The following is a 20,513-nucleotide window of genomic DNA, read 5'->3' on the forward strand; positions in this document are numbered from 1 at the left end:
AGATGAATGAATTATTACAAGTAACTAATTTAAAGACATCTTTCGATACTCAATTTGGAGAAGTGCAAGCTGTTGGAGGAGTATCCTTTAAGTTAGATATTGGAGAAGTAATAGGAATTGTTGGAGAATCTGGAAGTGGTAAAAGTATAACCATGATGTCTATATTAAAATTACTAGATGACAATGGAAGAATAAAAGAAGGAAAGGTATTATTTGAAGGACAAGATTTAGTATCTATGGCTGAAAAAAACATGGGGGTAATAAGAGGAAATTTAATATCTATGATATTTCAAGATCCTATGACCTCATTAAATCCTTTAATTACTATAGGAAAACAAATAATGGAACCACTAATTATTCATAAAAATTTTACTACTCAACAGGCCTTTACCAGGGCAGTAGAATTACTTCAACTGGTGGGAATACCTAGTGCTGAAAGTAGAATGAAGCAATATCCACATGAATTTTCAGGTGGAATGAGGCAAAGGGTTATGATTGCAATGGCACTTTCTTGTAATCCAAAGCTATTAATAGCAGATGAACCAACTACAGCCTTAGATGTTACTATTCAAGCACAAATATTGGAAATAATGAAGGATATAAAAAATAAGCTTAACACATCTATAATATTGATAACTCATGATCTTGGCGTAGTAGCTGATATTTGTGATAGAGTTCATGTAATGTATGGAGGTCTAATTATTGAAGAAGGGACTGTAAGAGAAATATTTTATAACTCTAGACATCCATATACATGGGGTTTGTTAGGTAGTGTACCTAATCCTAGCACTTTAGAAAAAGAAAGACTAAAACCTATAGGTGGTCAACCACCTGACTTATTAAAACCACCAACTGGATGTCCTTTTTATGCTAGATGTAAGTATTCTATGAAAGTATGTAAGGATAACAGGCCACCTTATTATAAAATTTCAGATATGCATACATCTGCCTGCTGGTTAAATGATAAAAGATCACCTAAGGTGGAAACTCCAATAGCAAGGAGGGAATCACATGAGTAATTTAGATAATACTTTAATAGAGATAAATGGATTAAGCAAATATTTTAATACTAAAAAACCTATATTCTCAAAGAATAATGGATTTTTGAAGGCTGTAGATGGAGTATCCTTTAAGATAAGAAAAGGGGAAACCTTAGGTTTAGTTGGCGAATCTGGATGCGGAAAAAGTACTTTAGGAAGAACTCTGTTGAAGTTATATAAACCTACAGCGGGAAGTATATTTTATAATGGAGAGAATATAACTAATCTATCCAATTCACACATGCTACCGTATAGAAAAAAAATTCAAATGATATTTCAGGATCCCTATGCATCTCTCAATCCTAGATTAACAGTAGGAGAAATTATCGGTGAACCGCTGGACATTCATAATATATGCAGTGGTAAAGAAAGAAAAGAGAAGGTTAAATACTTTCTTGATAAGGTAGGGTTAAATGATAATCATATGAGCAGATATCCTCATGAATTCTCAGGAGGACAAAGGCAGAGAATAGGAATAGCTAGAGCCTTGGCAGTAGATCCAGAATTTATTGTATGTGATGAACCGATATCTGCCTTAGATGTTTCTATTCAAGCTCAAATAGTAAATACCTTAGAGGATTTACAGCATGATTTAGGGTTGACCTATCTTTTTATAGCCCATGATCTATCCATGGTAAAGCATATATCTAATAGAGTTGGAATAATGTATTTAGGTAAGCTTGTTGAAATATCAGATAGCAATGAGGTATATAAAAATCCATTACATCCATACACTCAGGCACTACTTTCGGCAATACCTATTCCAGATCCAGATGATGCAAAGGCCAGAAATAGAATTGTACTAGAGGGAGATATTCCATCCCCTATAGATCCACCACCAGGCTGTAGATTTAAAAGTAGATGTAGATATGCAAAGAAAATTTGTAGTGAGGAAGAGCCAATATTAAAAGAAATATCTAGTGAACATTTCGCAGCTTGTCATTTACTTTAAAGACCCTTTATGGTGAAGTAATTTTAAATTACTATAAATATGAAAATGAGGAGGCAAAGTATGAAAAAGGTTAAGGTTAAAAAGCTTTTAGCAGGAATAATCTGTGCAACATTTCTAGGTACTACTCTGTGGGGATGTGGCAATTCAAAAGAGAAAGTTGAAGAAAAGAAACCTAACGAAAATAAGCCTGCAGTTGAACAAAAAATCATTTATAATTTGGGAGCAGATCCGAAAACTTTAGACCCTCAGCTAAACTCAGCAACAGATGGAGGTATTGTTATAGCAAATGCCTTTGAAGGATTAATGAGACAAGGTGCGGATTCAAAACCAGTACCTGGAGTAGCAGAAAAGTTTGATTTATCTGAAGATGGTAAGGTTTATACCTTCCACTTAAGAGACAATGCAAAGTGGTCGGATGGAAAGTCAGTTGTAGCCGGGGATTTTGAATATGCTTGGAAAAGAGCATTAAATCCTGAAGTAAATGCAGAATATTCTTATCAATTATTCTATATTAAAAATGGGGAAGCTTACTTCAATAAGAAGGTTTCCGAAGATCAAGTTGGAGTTAAGGCTTTAGATGAGAAAACGTTAGAAGTTACTTTAGAGGCACCTGTTTCATATTTTTTAGATTTAACATTTTTTGCAACTTATGCTCCAGTAAGAAAAGATATGATCGAATCTAAGGGAGATAAATGGGCACTTTCACCAGAATCCTATATAGGTAATGGTGCATTTAAAATGTCAGAATGGAATGAAAAAGAACGTATAACTTTTGTAAAAAATGAAAACTACTGGGATGCAGATAAAGTTAAATTAGAAAAATTAGAATATACATTAATAGATGATCAAGTTACCTATCTAAATTCTTTTAAGAGTGGAGAGATAGACCTAATAGAAGCTCCACCATCTACTGAAATTCCATCATTATTAGCAGATGGAACAGCTAAGGCTTATCCTTATTTTGGAACTTACTTCTATGTAATTAATGTATCCAATGAAGCAGAAAAAGTTGATCCAGCAGCAGCTAAGGTGTTAAAGGATGCAAAAGTTAGAACTGCTTTGGAATTAGCTATTGATAAGAAATTGATAGTTGAAAAAGTAAGTCAAGGTGGACAAGAACCAGCAACTAGCTACGTACCACCAGGAATAATAGATTCTAAGGATACTCCATTCCATAAGAAATATTTACCAGAAACTGGAGATGTAGCTAAGGCAAAAGAATTGTTAAAAGAAGCTGGATATCCAGATGGAAAAGGATTCCCTAAAATAACATTTACATTTAATACTAACCAAGGTCATCAAATGGTTGCTCAAGCAGTTCAAGATATGTGGAAAAATAATTTAGGTATACAAGTAGAGCTTAAAAATGAAGAGTGGGCAGTATTCCAAGAAACAAGAAATAATTTCCAATTTTCTATAGCCAGACATGGATGGATAGGAGATTACAATGATCCAATGACATTTTTAGATATGTGGGTAACTGGCAATGGTCAAAATAATGCGGGCTATTCAAATCCTGAATATGATAAGTTAATAGCTTCTGCAAGAGTAGAGGTGGATGTTGCTAAGAGAACAGAAATGTTACACAAAGCTGAAGATTTATTAATGGCGGATATGCCAATAATTCCAATATACTATTATAGTAATATAATATGCGCAAATCCAAAAGTTAAAGGCTTTGTTAAAACACCACTAGGTTTATTAGATTTTAAAGAAGCATATGTAGAATAATAAGATGAGAAATAGATCGTGGAAGTTTTTCCATGATCTATTTTTTATAGCATATTTATGAAATTTAATAATAAATACATTGTTAATTTTTATAGGGAGAAGTATACTTTATAATAAGTAATTTCAAGATATAGGAGGAAGCTTTGTTGAGTTATATTGAGTTCAAGGATGTAAAAAAAATATATAAGATGGGTGAAGTAGAGATCGAAGCTCTTAGTGGTGTAGATTTTTCCATTGATAAAGGTGAGTTTGTAGTGGTGGCAGGAGCTAGTGGTGCAGGGAAAAGTACTATTCTCAATATATTAGGTGGAATGGATACTACTACTAGTGGCGAAATATATGTGGATGAAAATAAAGTAAGCGGTTACAATTCAAAAGAATTGACTACCTATAGAAGGTATGATATTGGATTTGTATTTCAATTTTATAACTTAGTTCAGAATTTAACTGCTATTGAAAATATAGAACTAGCTACTGAGATATGTAAGGATCCGTTAGATCCAGAAAAAATATTAGAAGCAGTAGGATTAAAAGAAAGAAGAAATAATTTCCCAGCTCAATTATCAGGTGGAGAGCAACAGAGAGTAGCTATTGCTAGAGCACTTGCAAAAAATCCAAAGCTTTTATTATGTGATGAACCTACAGGTGCATTGGATTATAATACAGGAAAAGCTATTTTAAAACTTCTTCAAGACACAAATAAAGAGATAGGTATGACCATTGTAGTTATAACTCATAACCTTGCCATTACTCCAATGGGTGATAAGGTTATAAGAGTTAAAAATGGTAGAGTCCATAGTATTGTTAAAAATGACAATCCTACGCCAATAGAAAGGATTGAATGGTAGTTATGAAAAATACTTTGGTTAAGGATACCTTAAGGGAAATAAAAAAATCCTTGGGAAGATTTATTTCTATCTTTGCAATTATTACTTTAGGGGTAGCATTTTTTACAGGAATTAAAGCCTCAGCACCAGATATGAGACTAAGTGCAGATAAATATTATGATAATCAAAATTTTATGGATTTTACTGTGCTATCTACTTTAGGTTTAACTAAAGAAGATATAGGAGTCCTTAAATTAATACCTCAGGTACAAGGTGTTTTTCCTAGTCATTCAATGGATGTGATAACGAAACTTGACAATGGTGAATTAGTATTAAAAGTATTAAGCTTACCAACAGATAACCTTAATTCACAGAAAGAGGACTTTATAAATAGACCTCTATTAATTGAAGGAAGATTGCCTAGGAAATTTAATGAATGCGTAGTTGAGAAAGGTAAATTCAGCGAAACTGCATTACCCATAGGCTCTAAAATTAAAATTGAATCTGGTAGTGATAAAGATATAAAAGAGGAATTGGAAAATTATGAGTATACAGTGGTAGGATATGTGCAAAGCCCTATATATTTATCTCATGAAAAAGGAAGCAGTAGCATTGGAAGTGGAAAAGTAAATAACATAGTGATCATACCAGAAGAAAATTTTAAGCAGGATATTTATACAGAGGCATATTTAACAGTTAAAAATGCAAGAAGTGAATTCACCTATGGAGATAAATACTGGAACTTACTAAAACCTGTGGTGGAGGAAATTGAAGATATAGGAGAAAAGAGAGCTAAATTAAGATATGATGAAGTCATAGATGAAGCCAATAAGAAACTTTCATTAAGTAAGCAAGAATATATAGAAAAAAAAGGAAAAGCTGAAAGTGAATTGAAAAGAGCAGCAGAAGGAATAGAAAAAGCTAAGAGTGATGCTGATAATGGAGAAATAGCTTTAAAGAATAAGGAGAAAGAATTTCACTTAACAATTAATGCAGCTAAAGCAGAAATAAAAAGTGGTGAACAGCAGCTTTTAAAGCGTGAAGAAGAGTATGCTAAAAATTTAAAGGAGTTCAATGAGAAGAAACCATTAATAGAGACTCAACTTAAACAGGGAGAAGAAGCTATTAAAAATGGAGAAGAAGATATAGTAAAGCTACAAGGGTATATAGATGTATTAGAGAGTTCTTTACAGAATCCTAATATTACTGCTGAAGAGAAGATAAAAATAGAAACGGAAATTAAGGAAAAGGACCAAGGCTTAGTTATAGCACAAGATAGCTTAGAGAGATCTAAACAACAGGTACAAATAAATAAAATAGCTTTTGCTGAAGGGGAAGAAAAGTTAAAGATTGTTAGAAGTACCTTAGATTCTTCAAAAATAAAATTAGAACAAGAGAAGGAAAAACTTGATAGTGGAATAAAAACAGCAGAGAAAGAATTTAAAGAAGGTAGAGATGCTTTAGAACAAGGAAATATAGATATTAAAACAGGAGAAGAAAAATATAATAAATCTAAAAAGGAAGCTGAAGAGCAATTTGAAGATGCGGAAAGGAAAATTGTAAAAGCGGAAAATGATATTAAAAATATTAGTGAACCAAAGTGGTATGTATTAGATAGAGAGAAGAATTATAGCTATATGGATTATAAAGGAGCAGCTGATAGAGTTAATGCTATAGCACAAGTATTTCCAGTATTTTTCTTTTTAGTAGCTGCACTAGTATGCTTGACTACTATGACAAGAATGGTAGATGAACAACGAGTTAATATGGGAACTTTAAAAGCTCTTGGATATAGTAAAGGAGCCATTGCTTCTAAGTATATAATATATGCGGCAGTTGCTAGTCTGGCAGGGAGTATGTTAGGACTTGTCATAGGATTTACAGTGTTTCCTATAGTGATATTTAATGCCTATGGAATAATGTATAATGTGCCAGAAGTAGTGATAAATTTTAATGTTCCATATGCGGTAATAGGGACGTCAGTAGCAGTTCTTACTACTACTATGGCTGCTATATTTGCTTGCTACAAAGAATTGGTGGAAACTCCATCATTACTTATGAGACCTAAAGCACCTAAAGATGGAAAAAGAATACTTCTTGAAAGAGTTAATTTCTTATGGAAGAGATTTAGCTTTACTGAAAAAGTAACAGCAAGAAATATATTTAGATATAAGAAAAGATTTCTTATGACAGTTCTTGGAATATCAGGATGTACAGCTCTATTAGTTGCAGGGTTCGGGATAAAAGATTCTATAGAGATTATAGTAGATAAACAATTTGGTGAGATTTTTAAATATGACATGACTATAGGAATTGATGGGAAAGCTACTACAGTAGAACAAGAGAATATAGAAAAATATTTAAGTGATAATGAAGAAATCTCTAATCATATGTATGTACAAACCTTAAATTATAAAATCATAAAGGATAACAGTGAAAAGGAAATATCGTTAGTAGTTCCTAAGGAAGAAGATAAATTTAAGGAGTTTATTACGCTAAAGAATAGAAAATCTAAAGAAGAGATACCCTTGCCTAAAGATGGAGCTGTAATTACAGAAAAGCTTGCAACAGGATTAGATATTAAAGTTGGAGACACTATAACTTTAACTAATGATGATAAAGAAAATATGAAATTAGAGGTTAAAGGCATATCTGAAAACTATGTAAATCATTATATATATATATCTAATAAGTGTTTTGAAAAAAAATTAGGTTATAAACCAAAATTTAATGAAATAATAACTAAGCTTTCTAATCCTTCTATAGAGAAAGAAGCAAATATGTCTATGGAGATTATAAAGATACCTAAAGTTAAATCAGTGAACTTTAACACGGGAGTGAAAGATAATTTTCACAATATGATTTCTAGTCTTAACTATGTAATATTGGTAATGATTGTTTCAGCAGGGGCCCTCGCTTTTGTGGTACTGTATAACCTTACTAATGTTAATATCAGCGAGAGATTAAGGGAAATAGCAACTATTAAAGTTCTTGGATTTTATGATAAAGAAGTATCTGCATATGTGTATAGAGAGAATATTATATTAACTATTATTGGAATATTGACAGGGTTACTATTGGGGGTATTTCTTCATAAATTCATAATAGTAACATCAGAGATGGAAGCCTTTATGTTTGGAAGAAGCTTAGATGTAACCAGCTTTATGTATTCTTCAATGTTAACATTCTTATTTGCTATTTTAGTAAATACATCAATGTATTACAAGTTGAAAAATATACCAATGGTTGAATCTTTAAAATCTGTAGATTAATTGAGGCATATAAAATAACAAGACAAAGATTCTGAAGATATTTTATATGAAGCAAGGAAATACAGGGTTCAATAATAGAGTATTAGTAAGTTAAGTAAGAGAGGTATATAAATGAAAGAAATAACATATAAAAACAGGATAGAAGAGCTAAAAAAAGAAGAAGAAATCCATAAGCAGAAAAATAATTTTTATGTGGCACTTAGACTTATATGCTTTATAGGAGGCTTAGTATTTATATTTTCATTCTATAGATTACAAAACTATAGAATAATAGCTTTTATAACTATAATAATAGGGCTAATATTTTTATATTTAACCCAAAAGCATAGCATTATAAGATTGAAATTAGAAAGAATTAAAAAAAATATAGAATTAAATGAGGTTAGTATTAAGAGATATAACCATAATATTAAAGAATTAGATAATGGTAGTGACTTAATAGAAAACAACCATAGTTATATGGAGGATTTAGATATTCTGGGTGAGAACTCACTTTTTCAATGGATATGCTCAGCAGTGACACCCTTAGGAAGAGTTAGGCTTAAAGATACTCTAAGTGGAAAATCTCATGGTTCAAAAGAGGAGATATTACAAAGACAAATTGCCATTGAGGAATTAAGTGGAAAATATAGTTTTTATGAAGGATTTTTGGTAGAAGCCTTGATAGGAAAAGAAAAGTTTAAAGATCCTAAATCTTTGATTCAGTGGAGTAATGAAGTAGTCAATAAGTTTGCAAAGAAGACATGGTATTTAATAGCTAATATAAGTACACTTCTATTAATACTATCTGTAATGATTCGCTTTGTTTTTCCAAGCTTTTCATTTAATCTAAGTAAGATTATTATTGCTATAAATATAGGGCTTATACTTTTTGATATAAAAGATAGGAATGAGAATCTTCAAAAAATATTTATATATAAGAAGGATATTGAAAGATATGGCAATATATTAAGTTATTTTGAAGAGTCAACCTTTGATTCAAGTTATTTAAATAGCTTAAAAGAGGAGGTTTTCCATGGTGATGGAAGTAGTATAACCAAGAGAATAAGAGAATTTAGCAATATTGCTAATAATGTTGCAGATAGGGGAAATATTTTTTATTGGGTATTAAATATATTATTTCTTTGGGATTATAGGATAAATTACAAATTAGAAAGTTTTAAGGTGGCTAATGGAAAAAGTATAGAAGAAATGATAAATGTTATAGCTGAAATAGAATCCCTATTAAGTTTAAGTAATGTAAATAGAGATAACAGAGATTGGACTATACCTAAAATTGAGGATCAGAGTCTTGTTGTTGAGGGGGTTCAGCTTGGACATCCATTAATTTTTAATAATGCCATAACAAACAATATTAGCTTAAAGAAAAATAGAAAAATTTATCTTATTACAGGTTCTAATATGGCAGGTAAAAGCACTATGCTAAGAACCGTAGGAATAAACTTAGTTTTAGCCTATGTTGGTACTAGAGTTAAAGCAGAAAAATTTGATTGTAGTTTAATGAATATTTTTACCCTCATGAGAACAAGTGATAATTTGGAGGAGAGCATATCTTCTTTTTATGCTGAAATACTTAGGGTTAAGCAACTTATAGCGCTTTCTAAGGAAAGTAAACCTGTGTTCTTTTTGATAGATGAAATATTTAAAGGTACAAATTCAATGGATAGGCATATTGGAGCTAAGATGCTTATAAATCAATTGAGCAATAATTCAGTCCTGGGTATAGTTTCAACCCATGATTTAGAGTTAGGAGGCATTTCAGAGAGCAATCAGTATATAGAGAATCATCATTTTAGAGAGTATTATAAGGACGATAAATTATTTTTTGATTATAAATTAAGAGATGGTGTAAGTACAACTAGAAATGCACTATATTTAATGAAAATGGCAGGTATAGACATTAATATGTAACATAAATATAATATATGATTTATTCATTTAAAATGGGAAAATGGAGTAAAAGTCTATACAATGATTTCATATATTTTGTAATTATAAACTGTAACCTTATTATGAAATGAGGTTACAGTTTTATTTATATTATGTTAATTAAATTTTCATAACTTTTACAAACAATCTAAAAATTTTGATATAATTTAAATATAGTAAATTATTTTTGAATTTATTTTAAATATCTATGTAGGGAGGAATTAACTTTGATAGAAAAGCTTATTTTTATATTTATATCTTTTATTTTACTTATAGTTATTTACTTGAATTATAAATCAGAGGAAGAAAGAGATACTTTATTAAAATTAATAGGATATTTCATTCTCGGAGCTATTATATTAAAGTTTAATTGGATTCCCATACCTATAGGTATGTCATTATACATAATATTGTTCAAATCTAAAACAAATATGAATTTAAAGAGGATATCAGTTTGTTTAGTTTTTTTTATGATGTTGTATATTTTAATTATACCTAAAATTCAATATTGGAGTTTTGATAGGGTAATAGAGGTTGGAATATTAACAAAAAATATATACTTATTTAAAATAGAAAATGATTTCCAGTTGATTAAAGATAATATGAATTTTAATAAACAGGTTAAAATAAAAGATTTTTGTGTGGAATTTAAGAGAAATGGAGATATAGATAATTTGGAGTATGAATATATAAAGAAAGGCAAGGGGGAACTTATTGCCTATAAAGTTATAGCAGATTTTAAACGAGGAGTATATAAAATAAGTCCTAGGAAAATAAAACATATTGAAATTTACGATTCACTGATTGAGGAGGAGCATTTTTTCCAAGTATTTAATCAATTAGATATAGATAAAATAAGACCAAAAGGTGCATACAGGTCTTTTGGAATTGTATGTTCAGGAGAATATGGAAGTTGGTCTGTGAAAAAATGGAAAAACTATATAAATAAAAATGGAATCTTTGAGAGAGTAAAAGATGAGAACTTACCCGTAGAGGGATACGTATTTAATTTATGGGGAAATGAAGAACTTAGTCATAATATTATAGTTAGTTCACAAAATAAAGCATATATATTTTCAAATAGATAATAAAGATAGAAATATATAAATATATAAGAATAGTATTTGTGTTAGAGGATATTTTTATAAGTACAGATGTTATTATCTAGTACTTACTTTGGGTATCATTAATATAGGAGGGAGCTAAGTGAGTTTAAAAGATAGAATATTAGAGGCGCTAATTGAGATTGAGAAAAGCTTAAATCAAGGGGTAGCAGCTACAGATATAAGTGATAGATTAAATTTAAATAGAGCTAATGTAAGTAGAGTTTTAAATCAATTAGCTTTAGATAAAAAAATTGAAAAAATTCAAGGGAGGCCTGTCTTATTTAAACAAATAAAGAAAAATGAAATTTTACCAATAGAAGAATCTCTACAAAATGCATACAATATAGATAAAATCATTGGAGCAAAATATAGCTTACAATTGCCAATACAACAAGCAAAGGCAGCAATACTTTATCCCCCTTTTGGACTTCATACTTTATTATTAGGAGAAACGGGTGTAGGGAAATCTATGTTTGCAGAGCTGATGTACAGGTTTGCTATAGAGTCAAACACACTTAAAGCTGGAGCTCCTTTTATTTTATTCAATTGTGCAGATTATGCAGAAAATCCTCAACTTCTTATAGGACATATATTTGGAGTGAAGAAAGGTGCATATACTGGTGCTGATAGAGATAAAGATGGATTATTAAAAAAAGCTAATGGAGGAATGATATTTTTAGATGAGGTTCATAGGCTTTCTCCTCAAGGGCAAGAAATGTTATTCACATTTATTGATAAGGGGAGTTTTAGGCCCTTGGGTGACGCTGATAGTATTATTAATGTTTCAGTACAAATTATAGCAGCCACCACAGAAGAGCCAGAGTCATATTTATTAAAAACCTTTATAAGAAGAATACCTATGATTATAACCTTGCCCTCATTAATAAATAGAGGGTTAAAGGAAAAATATGCCCTTATAGAGATCTTTGTAAAAGAAGAGTCTAAGAGAGTTGGTAAGAGTATTTATATAAATAGAAATGCATTAACTTGCTTATTATTATATGATTGTATAGGGAATATTGGTCAGTTAAAAAGTGATATACAGCTATGCTGTGCTAGGGGATTCTTAAATTATAAATCTGGGAAAAAAGAATATATTATTATTACTCAAGAGGATTTGCCTAGATATGTTAAAAAGGGAATTTTAAAGGTCCAAGATAAAAGAGAAGAGATTAATAATATTTTAAAAAATGGTGGAGATATTCTAAGATTTCATTATGGAGAGAGTATAGATGATATAGAGGATATTAATGATAATGAGGAAGATTTTTATGACTCTATAGAGAAAAAACTATATGAGCTGAAAAGTAAGGGCATTGAAGAAGGAGAGATAAATCATATATTAGATATAGATCTTCAAGGTCATTTTGAAAAATATCTTAAAGATGCACATGAAAAAACCAAGAGATATGAAATACTAAAGTTAGTAGGAGAAGAGATTGTAGAAATAGTAGAGTATATATTAGACTATGCAAGTAAAAAGTTAAATAGAGTTTATAATGAAAATATATATTTTGCACTAGGCCTTCACTTAAATGGTAGTATAAAGAGAATAATAAATGGCAATAAGATATATAATCCCAAATTAAATTCTATTAGAGTAAATCATATTGACGAATTTTTTACGGCTATGGAAGTAGCTAAAGAAATTGATAAAAAATTTAATATAGAAACACCCCTAGATGAAATAGGATATTTAACCTTATTTTTATGTTATAATTCACCCGAATATAAGAGTATAGATAGTGAAGGTGTAGGGATTTTATTAATTCTTCATGGTAATTCCACAGCAACAAGTATGGCACAGGTAGCCAATAGTTTGGTGGGAATTAATTATGTAGTACCTATGGACATGTCACTTAGTATCAGTGCGGAACATATGTATAGTTTGGCTAAAGAAAGAGTACAAGCAATGAACCATAAAAGAGGAATATTACTTCTGGTAGATATGGGGTCTTTGGTAAATTTTGGAGATATGATTTATGAGGATACAGGTATAATAGTTAAAACTATTGATATGGTATCTACTCCAATGGTAATTGAAGCTTGTAGAAAAGCCATTTCTGGTAGAGATCTACAGGAAATATATCAGTGTTGTAAGGATATTAGTGGTATTAAGAAAATTCAAGTAAAAAAAACTGAAATGAAGAAAAAAAATATAATTTTAACAGCTTGCTTTACGGGAGAGGGAGCGGCAGAAAGACTGAAAAGGATTCTATTGGAAAAGTTAGATAACTATGATGATCTAGATATAATTGCAGTTAATATTCTTAATAGAAAAGAATTTTTAACAACTATCAATTATTATAGAGAAAAATATAAGCTTCTAGTAGTTGTAGGTACAATCCCTGTAGATATAGAGGATATTCCTTTTGTATCAGCTATTGAAATATTATCAGGACAAGGAATTAAAACCATTAAAAAAATAGTAGAAGGTGAGCATATCTATGATAATATAGCCTTAACTTTAAATAAACATTCAACTATTAAAGATGGATGGTTATTATTAGATAATGTACGAAATTTTATTGAAGAAATAAAAAGCTCTCTAAATATAAATATAAATTCAGAGGTAGAGATTGGAATAATACTTCACATATGCTTTATGATTGATAATATAAAAAATGGAAAAAAAAAGCAAGTGAAATCCATTGAAATAGATGAATATGAAAATAGGTATAGTAGAGAAATAGTTATTATAGAAGATTGTATAAGAACTATTGAGGAAATCTATGAAATACATGTGGATAAAATAGAATTAGTTTATTTAAGTAAAATGTTTCTGTGTAATAATGAAGAGAATAGCACACAGAAATAGACTGTGTAAAATAGTGTGTAATTTAATTTACACACTATTTATTTTTAAAACATATAAAAATATGAAAACATTTACCTAAAACCTAGGGAATTAGTTATTTCACCAAATTTGGAATTATATAAGAATATCCAAAAGTTGGCATGAACTTTGCTATATATATTTAGTGTAAGGAGGGTAGGTATGAAAAAATTAAATGTAACTGTAAAAAATAAAGCAGGATTACATGCACGACCAGCAGCAGCATTAGTTAACCTAACTCAGAATTTTAAGTCAGAGATATTTGTTGAGAAGGATGGAAGACGTGTAAGTGCTAAAAGCATAATAGGAGTTTTAAGCATAGGAGCATCTATGGGAGACATTATAGACGTAGAAGTTATTGGAGAGGACGAATTAGAAGCAGCAAATGCATTAGAGGAATTATTTAATAAGAAACTTGTAAATCAATGAATTATTTAAAGGAAAATCTAATAACAATACTATATATGTAATCTTAAATAGAGCATAGGTATTTTAAATATCTAAAGGAGAGATAGGTATGAAAAGAATTATGTTGGTATGTTGTGCAGGAATGTCTACTAGTCTTTTAGTAAAAAAGATGCAGGATGCTGCAGTACAAAAGGGAATTGAAGTAGAAATATTTGCAGTAGGAGAAGCAGAAGCTAAGGATCATGAAGATATTGATGTGGTATTATTAGGGCCGCAGGTTAGATATCTTTTAAGTAAGATGCAAAAGCTCATGGAACCAAAAGGAATTCCAGTGGGAGTGATTGACAGTATTTTATATGGGACCATGAATGGGGAAGCTGTATTAAAAAAAGCACTAGAAATTTAATGAAAATGTTCTTTAAAACTTAAGGAGGTTTATTTTAATGAAAGGACTAATTAATTTTTTAGAAAAGTATTTTGTTCCTGTTGCTGGTAAAATAGGAGCGCAGAGACATCTTGTAGCCATAAGAGATGGTTTTGTAGTTTTAATGCCACTTATTATTGCGGGTTCCATGGGTGTGTTAATTAATAATTTACCAATAAAGCCATATCAAAACTTTATGATTAAGGTTTTTGGAGATGGGTGGAGGGTTTTTGGTGACAACTTATGGGAAGGTGCATTTGGAATAATGTCTTTACTAGTTGTATGTACTATAGCCTACAACCTTGCGAAATCCTATAAAGGGGACGGAATATCTGCTGCTATGCTATCTCTTGCATCACTAATTATTATAATGGTAGGAACTCCAGATGGAGCAGGTATACCAACTCAGTGGACAGGATCTCTAGGATTATTTGTAGCTATATTTGTAGCTTTGATTGTTACAGAGATATTTGTGAGATTGGCTAGAAATAAACGGCTTGTTATTAAAATGCCAGATAATGTACCTCCAGCTGTTTCAAAATCTTTTGCAGCATTGCTCCCTGCAATGATTACATTAGCTATAATGAGCCTAGTTAAAATAATGCTTAGCGCTATTGGTATAGCTGATCTTCACCAAATAATATATGAAGCATTACAAGGTCCACTATCATCTATGGCAAATACCCTTTGGTCTGCAATTATTATAGCATTATTTAACCATTTATTCTGGTTCTTTGGATTACATGGATCCAACATATTAGAACCAGTTATGCAGTCGGTATATCTGCCAGCACTAGATGCAAATGCTAAAGCAGTTGCAGCAGGATTACAAGCAACTAATATCGTTACTAAACCTTTCTTTGACTGTTTTGTTTATATGGGTGGATCAGGAGCTACCATTTGTTTAATAATTGCCATTTATATAGCATCTAGAAGAAAACATTATAAAAACATGGCAGCACTTTCTAATGGACCAGGATTATTTAATATCAATGAACCATTAGTTTATGGTATGCCAATAGTGCTAAATCCGGTATTTTTTATTCCTTTTATATTAACACCAGTGATTCTTACAATAGTTAGTTATTTAGCTATTGCTTCGCATATAGTACCTCCAACTATAGTTATGGTTCCTTGGACAACACCACCAATATTAAGTGGATTTTTTGCAACAGGATCAATTATGGGGTCGGTACTGCAGATTGTAAATCTAGCTATAGGAATACTAATTTATATACCTTTTATAAAAATGGCTGAAAGAATAGAAGGAGATAAAGAGATAGCAATAGGTAAAGTAGATAATAATTTAAGCAATTAAAGTTTATGTGATTATGCATGGTACTTAGTTTAGCATCATGCATAATTCCTAATATACTAATTAGATTTATATATAAATTGTACATATAAAAGATAATTTTGAATTTGGAGGAGAATATGAAAGGGATTAAACTTACAGTAATAGGAGGAGGCAGTAGCTATACTCCAGAATTAATAGATGGAATAATAAAGAGAAAGCAAGAGCTTCCTATAAGTGAAATATGCCTAGTAGATATTCAAGAAGGAGTTCATAAGCAAAATATTATAGCTAATCTTGCAGAAAGAATGTTAATTCATAGTGGATTAGATATAAAGGTTACATCTTCAATTAATCGAAGAGAGAGTATAAAAAATGCTGATTTTGTTCTTACACAATTTAGAGTTGGAGGATTAAGAGTAAGGGAGAAAGATGAGGTAATTCCTTTAAAGAATGGATTGATTGGCCAGGAAACTACTGGTGCAGGAGGCTTTGCAAAGGCACTTAGAACTATACCAGTAATACTAGATATATGTAAGGACATTGAAGAATTAGCGCCCAATGCATGGCTTATAAATTTCACAAATCCAGCAGGTATTATAACAGAAGCAATAATAAAACATACTAAGGTAAAAACTATAGGGCTATGCAATGTACCTATTACTATGAAAAATAATATTGCTAAGATACTTGATGTAGATAATAATAGAGTAAAAATAGATTTTATTGGACTTAATCATATGGTATATGGTAAAGACGTTTACTTAGATAATGAGATTGTTACAGATAGAGTTATAAAATTACTTTGTGACGGGGCTAGTATAAATATGAAAAATACTCCAGATTTAAATTGGGATGTGGAACTATTAAGAAGCTTAAACCTAATACCGTGTCCGTATCATAAATATTTCTATATGAGAGAGAAAATTTTAAAGGAAGAATTGATAGCATATTCAAAAGGTGAAGGAACTAGAGCTAAACAGGTTATGGAAATAGAAGATAAGTTGTTTAAAATTTATGAAAATATAAATTTGAAGGAAAAACCTATAGAGTTAGAGAAGAGAGGTGGAGCAAATTATTCTGAGGCGGCTATTTCCTTAATCTCAGCTGTTTTTAATGATAAAAATGAGATTCATACAGTAAATGTAGAAAATGGAGGAGCTATTTCTAATTTGTCCAGAGAGGTAGTTGTTGAAGTAAATTGTATTGTAAATAAACTAGGAGCTTTTCCTATAGTTTTAGGAGAATTACCTGTAGAGATTATTGGGTTAGTTAGCCAAGTTAAAGCCTATGAAGAATTAACAGTAGAAGCTGGTGTTAAGGGAGATTATAAAAAGGGACTTATGGCATTAATTAATAATCCTCTAGTAGGTGATATAGAAGTCAGTAAAAAAGTATTTAAAGACATTTTAAATGAAAACAAAGAATACCTACCTCAGTTTAAATTAGAAATGAATTTAAATCATAGATGAGGTCATAAGGAGGAATAAAAAATGGAAGAAATAATCTTTATGCTAATATCCTGTGGAGGAGAAGCAAGAAGTCTTTCCATGGAAGCAATATACTATGCAAAGGAAGGAAATTTTTTAGAAGCAGAAAAATGCCTGAAAAGTGCAGAGGATAAACTACAAGAAGCTCATGTAGGACAGACAAAGTTAATACAATCAGAAGCTCAGGATAATAAGATAGAAATGTCATTATTAATGGTACATGCTCAGGACCATTTAATGAATGCAATTACGACTAGAGATTTAGCCAGTGAAATGGTAGAAATGTATAAAAGATTTCTATAAAATATTTATGAATATATGGAGGTATAGCTATGAAATCCTTAGGAGTTTCAATTTATTTAGGGCACGGAGGGGTAAATAAATATAAGGAATATTTAGATATGGCAGCTGACTATGGATTTACAAGAGTATTCACATGTTTATTATCCTTAGGAGATAATTTAGAGAAAACCTTAAAGGAATTTAGTGAAATAATGAAAATTGCAAGAGACCTAGGGATGGAAGTTATAGCAGATGTAGATTCAAGTATTTTTAAAAAACTGAATTTAGATTATAAAGACTTAAGCTTCTTTTCTAGTTTGGGATTAAGTGGTATAAGGCTTGACTTAGGATTTACAGGAAATGAAGAATCTATCATGAGCTTTAATCCAAATAATTTAAAAACAGAAATAAACATGAGTAATGGAACAAAGTACTTAGATAATATTTTAAGTTATTGTCCTAAAAAAGATAATATTATAGGGTGTCATAATTTTTATCCTCATAGATATACGGGATTATCCAGAAGTCATTTTATAAAATCTTCGAAGCAATATAAAGAAAAAGGAATTCGTACAGCAGCATTTGTATCATCGAATACCTGTAATATAGGACCATGGAATGTCTCAGAAGGATTATGTACTTTGGAAGAGCATAGATTTTTACCTATAGAAGTGCAAGCAAAGGATTTGTTTAACACGGGCTTTATTGATGATGTAATTATAGCTAATTGTTTTGCATCAGAGGAAGAGCTCAAAAAATTAAGTGAAGTAAACAGAGATATGCTTACACTTAAAGTGAAAATTTTAAATCAGGTTCCAGAAATTCAAAAAAAAATAGTTTTGCAGGAAGAACATTTTAATAGAGGAGATGTATCAGAATATATGATAAGATCTACTGAAAGCAGAGTTAAATATAAAGGATGCATTTTTGAGCTCTTTAATAGTAACTCAATAAGAAGAGGAAATGTTCTAATAGAGAGTTCTTTATATGAAAGATATAGTGGAGAATTACAGATTGCATTAAAGGATATGGATAACAGTGGTAGAACTAATATAGTAGGCAACATAATAGAGGAGGAAGTTTATTTACTAGATTATATAAAACCATGGCAAAAATTTAAATTTGAAGAGAGCAAGTAAGGACTATTTTAAATTCGGATAGCGCTAGGGGTGAAGAAGTATGAAGGGAATAGGAGCATCAAAGGGTATTGCGGTAGGTAAAATAATTATAAAGAAAAATTATATAGAGGTAGAAAAACAGAAGGTTGAAGATTACAATAAAGAAATTTTAAATCTTAAGAATGCTATAGATAGAGCTATATTGGAAATAGAGGAACTAATTAGATATGCAGAAAGTGAATTGAAGGATGAGGAGTTGCAAATTTTTCAAGCACATATACACATACTTAAGGATAGAGAGTTTATATATCCTATGGAGCAAAAGATAAAAGAAGATAAGGTAAATGCTCCATGGGCAGTGAAAGAAGTTACAGATAATTTAATAAATATGTTTAGTTCTCTATCAGATGAATATTTAAGAGAAAGAAGTAATGACATTGTAGATGTATCTAATAGAATATTAAGCTTATTGCTAAATGTTAAAGACATAGATTATAAAAAAATACAATCTCCATTTATATTAATAGCTAAAGATTTAACACCATCAGAAACTGTTAAATTACCAAAGGATAATTTAGTGGGCTTTATTACTGAGGAAGGTGGATATACTTCTCATGTATCAATTTTAGCTAAAATACTTGAAATTCCAGCTATAGTTGGGGTGAAAGATATAATTTCTAGAGTAAAGGATGGAATGATACTTGGCATGGATGGAGATAGTGGAGAAATATTTATTAATCCAGATGAAGAGATTTTAAGCTTACTAGAAAATAAGAAGAAAGAATTTGAGAGTATTACCTTAAGAAATAAGGGATTTATAGGAGCTAAATCATTTTCAAGTGATGGTAAGCACTTTAATATAGTATGTAATATAGGATCTACAAATCATACGAAGGACGTCATAAAATATGATGGAGAGGGTATAGGACTGTTAAGAAGTGAATTTTTATATATGGATAGAGAGTCCGCACCCACAGAAGAAGAACAATTTAATATTTATAAACAGATTATAATGGATATGAATACTAAACCTGTAACTATAAGAACCTTAGATGTTGGTGGGGATAAAAAAATACCTTATTTGAATATTCCAAAGGAAGAGAATCCATTTTTGGGATATAGAGCCATAAGATATTGTTTAAATGAAAAGTCAATATTAAAAATTCAGATTAGAGCAATATTAAGGGCAAGTTCATTTGGTAAAGCTAGGATAATGTTTCCTATGATTTCAACTTTAAATGAGCTTTTAATGGCTAAAGAAATTTTAGAGGAATGCAAAGAGGAATTAAAAAGAGAGAATCTAAAATATGATGAACATATAGAGATAGGAATTATGATAGAAACACCAGCAGCAGCACTAATTTCAGATATATTAGCCAAAGAAGTAGATTTCTTTAGTATTGGAACTAATGATTTAATACAATATACCATTGCTGTTGATAGATTGAATTTAAAGGTATCAAATCTATATACCCCGTATAATCCTTCTGTGCTAAGACTTATAAATATGATTATAAAAAATGGGCACAGGCAGGGAATAGAAGTTGGGATGTGTGGAGAAGCAGCAGGGGATATTAAATTATTACCAGTATTTATGGGGATGGGGTTAGATGAATTTAGTGTTATACCATCTCTAGTTTTAAATATAAGAAGAAAAATAAGTGAGGTTTCTATAAGTCAATGTGAAGAATTAGTTGATAAAGTTTTAATGGTAAGGACATCTCAAGAAATAGAGAATATGCTAGATATATAAATTTGAATACCATAATAAAATCCCCTTATACACTAATTAATTTAATTAGTG

15 protein-coding genes are annotated in these 20,513 nt (G+C 30.3%); all 15 read left to right on the plus strand.

Annotated elements, in window-relative coordinates:
• Positions 1-2 precede the first annotated feature (2 nt).
• The 15 genes from ACI48Q_RS06070 to ptsP all read left to right on the plus strand — a co-directional run bounded on the left by ACI48Q_RS06070 (position 3) and on the right by ptsP (position 20,462).
• Entirely contained in the window at positions 3-1,019 is a 1,017-nt protein-coding gene (locus tag ACI48Q_RS06070; RefSeq protein ID WP_474918146.1) for an ABC transporter ATP-binding protein, read from the plus strand.
• Positions 1,012-1,992: an ABC transporter ATP-binding protein gene (locus ACI48Q_RS06075; protein ID WP_474918147.1), complete on the plus strand. Its 981-nt coding sequence runs from the start codon at positions 1,012-1,014 to the stop codon at positions 1,990-1,992. The genes ACI48Q_RS06070 and ACI48Q_RS06075 overlap by 8 nt, the downstream gene beginning before the upstream one ends.
• A gap of 60 nt (positions 1,993-2,052) precedes the next feature.
• Positions 2,053-3,723 (plus strand): peptide ABC transporter substrate-binding protein, encoded by a 1,671-nt coding sequence (locus ACI48Q_RS06080; RefSeq protein ID WP_474918148.1) that lies wholly within the window; start codon positions 2,053-2,055, stop codon positions 3,721-3,723.
• A 143-nt stretch (positions 3,724-3,866) separates the two neighbouring features.
• Positions 3,867-4,571, plus strand: coding sequence for an ABC transporter ATP-binding protein (locus ACI48Q_RS06085; RefSeq protein WP_474918149.1), 705 nt, complete (start codon positions 3,867-3,869; stop codon positions 4,569-4,571).
• 2 nt (positions 4,572-4,573) lie between these two features.
• Positions 4,574-7,822 carry an FtsX-like permease family protein gene (locus tag ACI48Q_RS06090; RefSeq protein ID WP_474918150.1) on the plus strand — a complete coding sequence of 1,083 codons (3,249 nt, stop codon included), beginning with the start codon at positions 4,574-4,576 and terminating at the stop codon, positions 7,820-7,822.
• Between the two features lie 111 nt (positions 7,823-7,933).
• Positions 7,934-9,733 (plus strand): MutS-related protein, encoded by a 1,800-nt coding sequence (locus tag ACI48Q_RS06095; protein WP_474918151.1) that lies wholly within the window; start codon positions 7,934-7,936, stop codon positions 9,731-9,733.
• Positions 9,734-9,978: 245 nt separating this feature from the next.
• Positions 9,979-10,839, plus strand: coding sequence for a hypothetical protein (locus tag ACI48Q_RS06100; protein WP_474918152.1), 861 nt, complete (start codon positions 9,979-9,981; stop codon positions 10,837-10,839).
• A gap of 118 nt (positions 10,840-10,957) precedes the next feature.
• Positions 10,958-13,675 (plus strand): sigma-54-dependent transcriptional regulator, encoded by a 2,718-nt coding sequence (locus ACI48Q_RS06105; RefSeq protein WP_474918153.1) that lies wholly within the window; start codon positions 10,958-10,960, stop codon positions 13,673-13,675.
• Positions 13,676-13,855: 180 nt separating this feature from the next.
• A complete protein-coding gene (locus ACI48Q_RS06110) occupies positions 13,856-14,122 on the plus strand; it encodes an HPr family phosphocarrier protein (RefSeq protein WP_474918154.1) in 267 nt (88 codons plus the stop codon).
• An 88-nt stretch (positions 14,123-14,210) separates the two neighbouring features.
• A complete protein-coding gene (locus ACI48Q_RS06115) occupies positions 14,211-14,507 on the plus strand; it encodes a PTS sugar transporter subunit IIB (RefSeq protein WP_474918155.1) in 297 nt (98 codons plus the stop codon).
• A 37-nt stretch (positions 14,508-14,544) separates the two neighbouring features.
• Entirely contained in the window at positions 14,545-15,843 is a 1,299-nt protein-coding gene (celB, locus tag ACI48Q_RS06120) for a PTS cellobiose transporter subunit IIC (protein WP_474918156.1), read from the plus strand.
• A gap of 116 nt (positions 15,844-15,959) precedes the next feature.
• A complete protein-coding gene (locus ACI48Q_RS06125) occupies positions 15,960-17,291 on the plus strand; it encodes a 6-phospho-beta-glucosidase (RefSeq protein WP_474918157.1) in 1,332 nt (443 codons plus the stop codon).
• Between the two features lie 21 nt (positions 17,292-17,312).
• Positions 17,313-17,612, plus strand: coding sequence for a PTS lactose/cellobiose transporter subunit IIA (locus ACI48Q_RS06130; protein ID WP_474918158.1), 300 nt, complete (start codon positions 17,313-17,315; stop codon positions 17,610-17,612).
• Between the two features lie 29 nt (positions 17,613-17,641).
• Positions 17,642-18,730, plus strand: a complete 1,089-nt coding sequence (locus tag ACI48Q_RS06135; protein ID WP_474918159.1) for a DUF871 domain-containing protein — start codon at positions 17,642-17,644, stop codon at positions 18,728-18,730.
• A gap of 40 nt (positions 18,731-18,770) precedes the next feature.
• On the plus strand, positions 18,771-20,462 hold the full coding sequence (ptsP, locus tag ACI48Q_RS06140; protein ID WP_474918160.1) for a phosphoenolpyruvate--protein phosphotransferase: 1,692 nt from the start codon (positions 18,771-18,773) through the stop codon (positions 20,460-20,462).
• Positions 20,463-20,513 lie beyond the last annotated feature (51 nt).

The organism is Clostridium sp. LXY-7 (assembly GCF_056172015.1).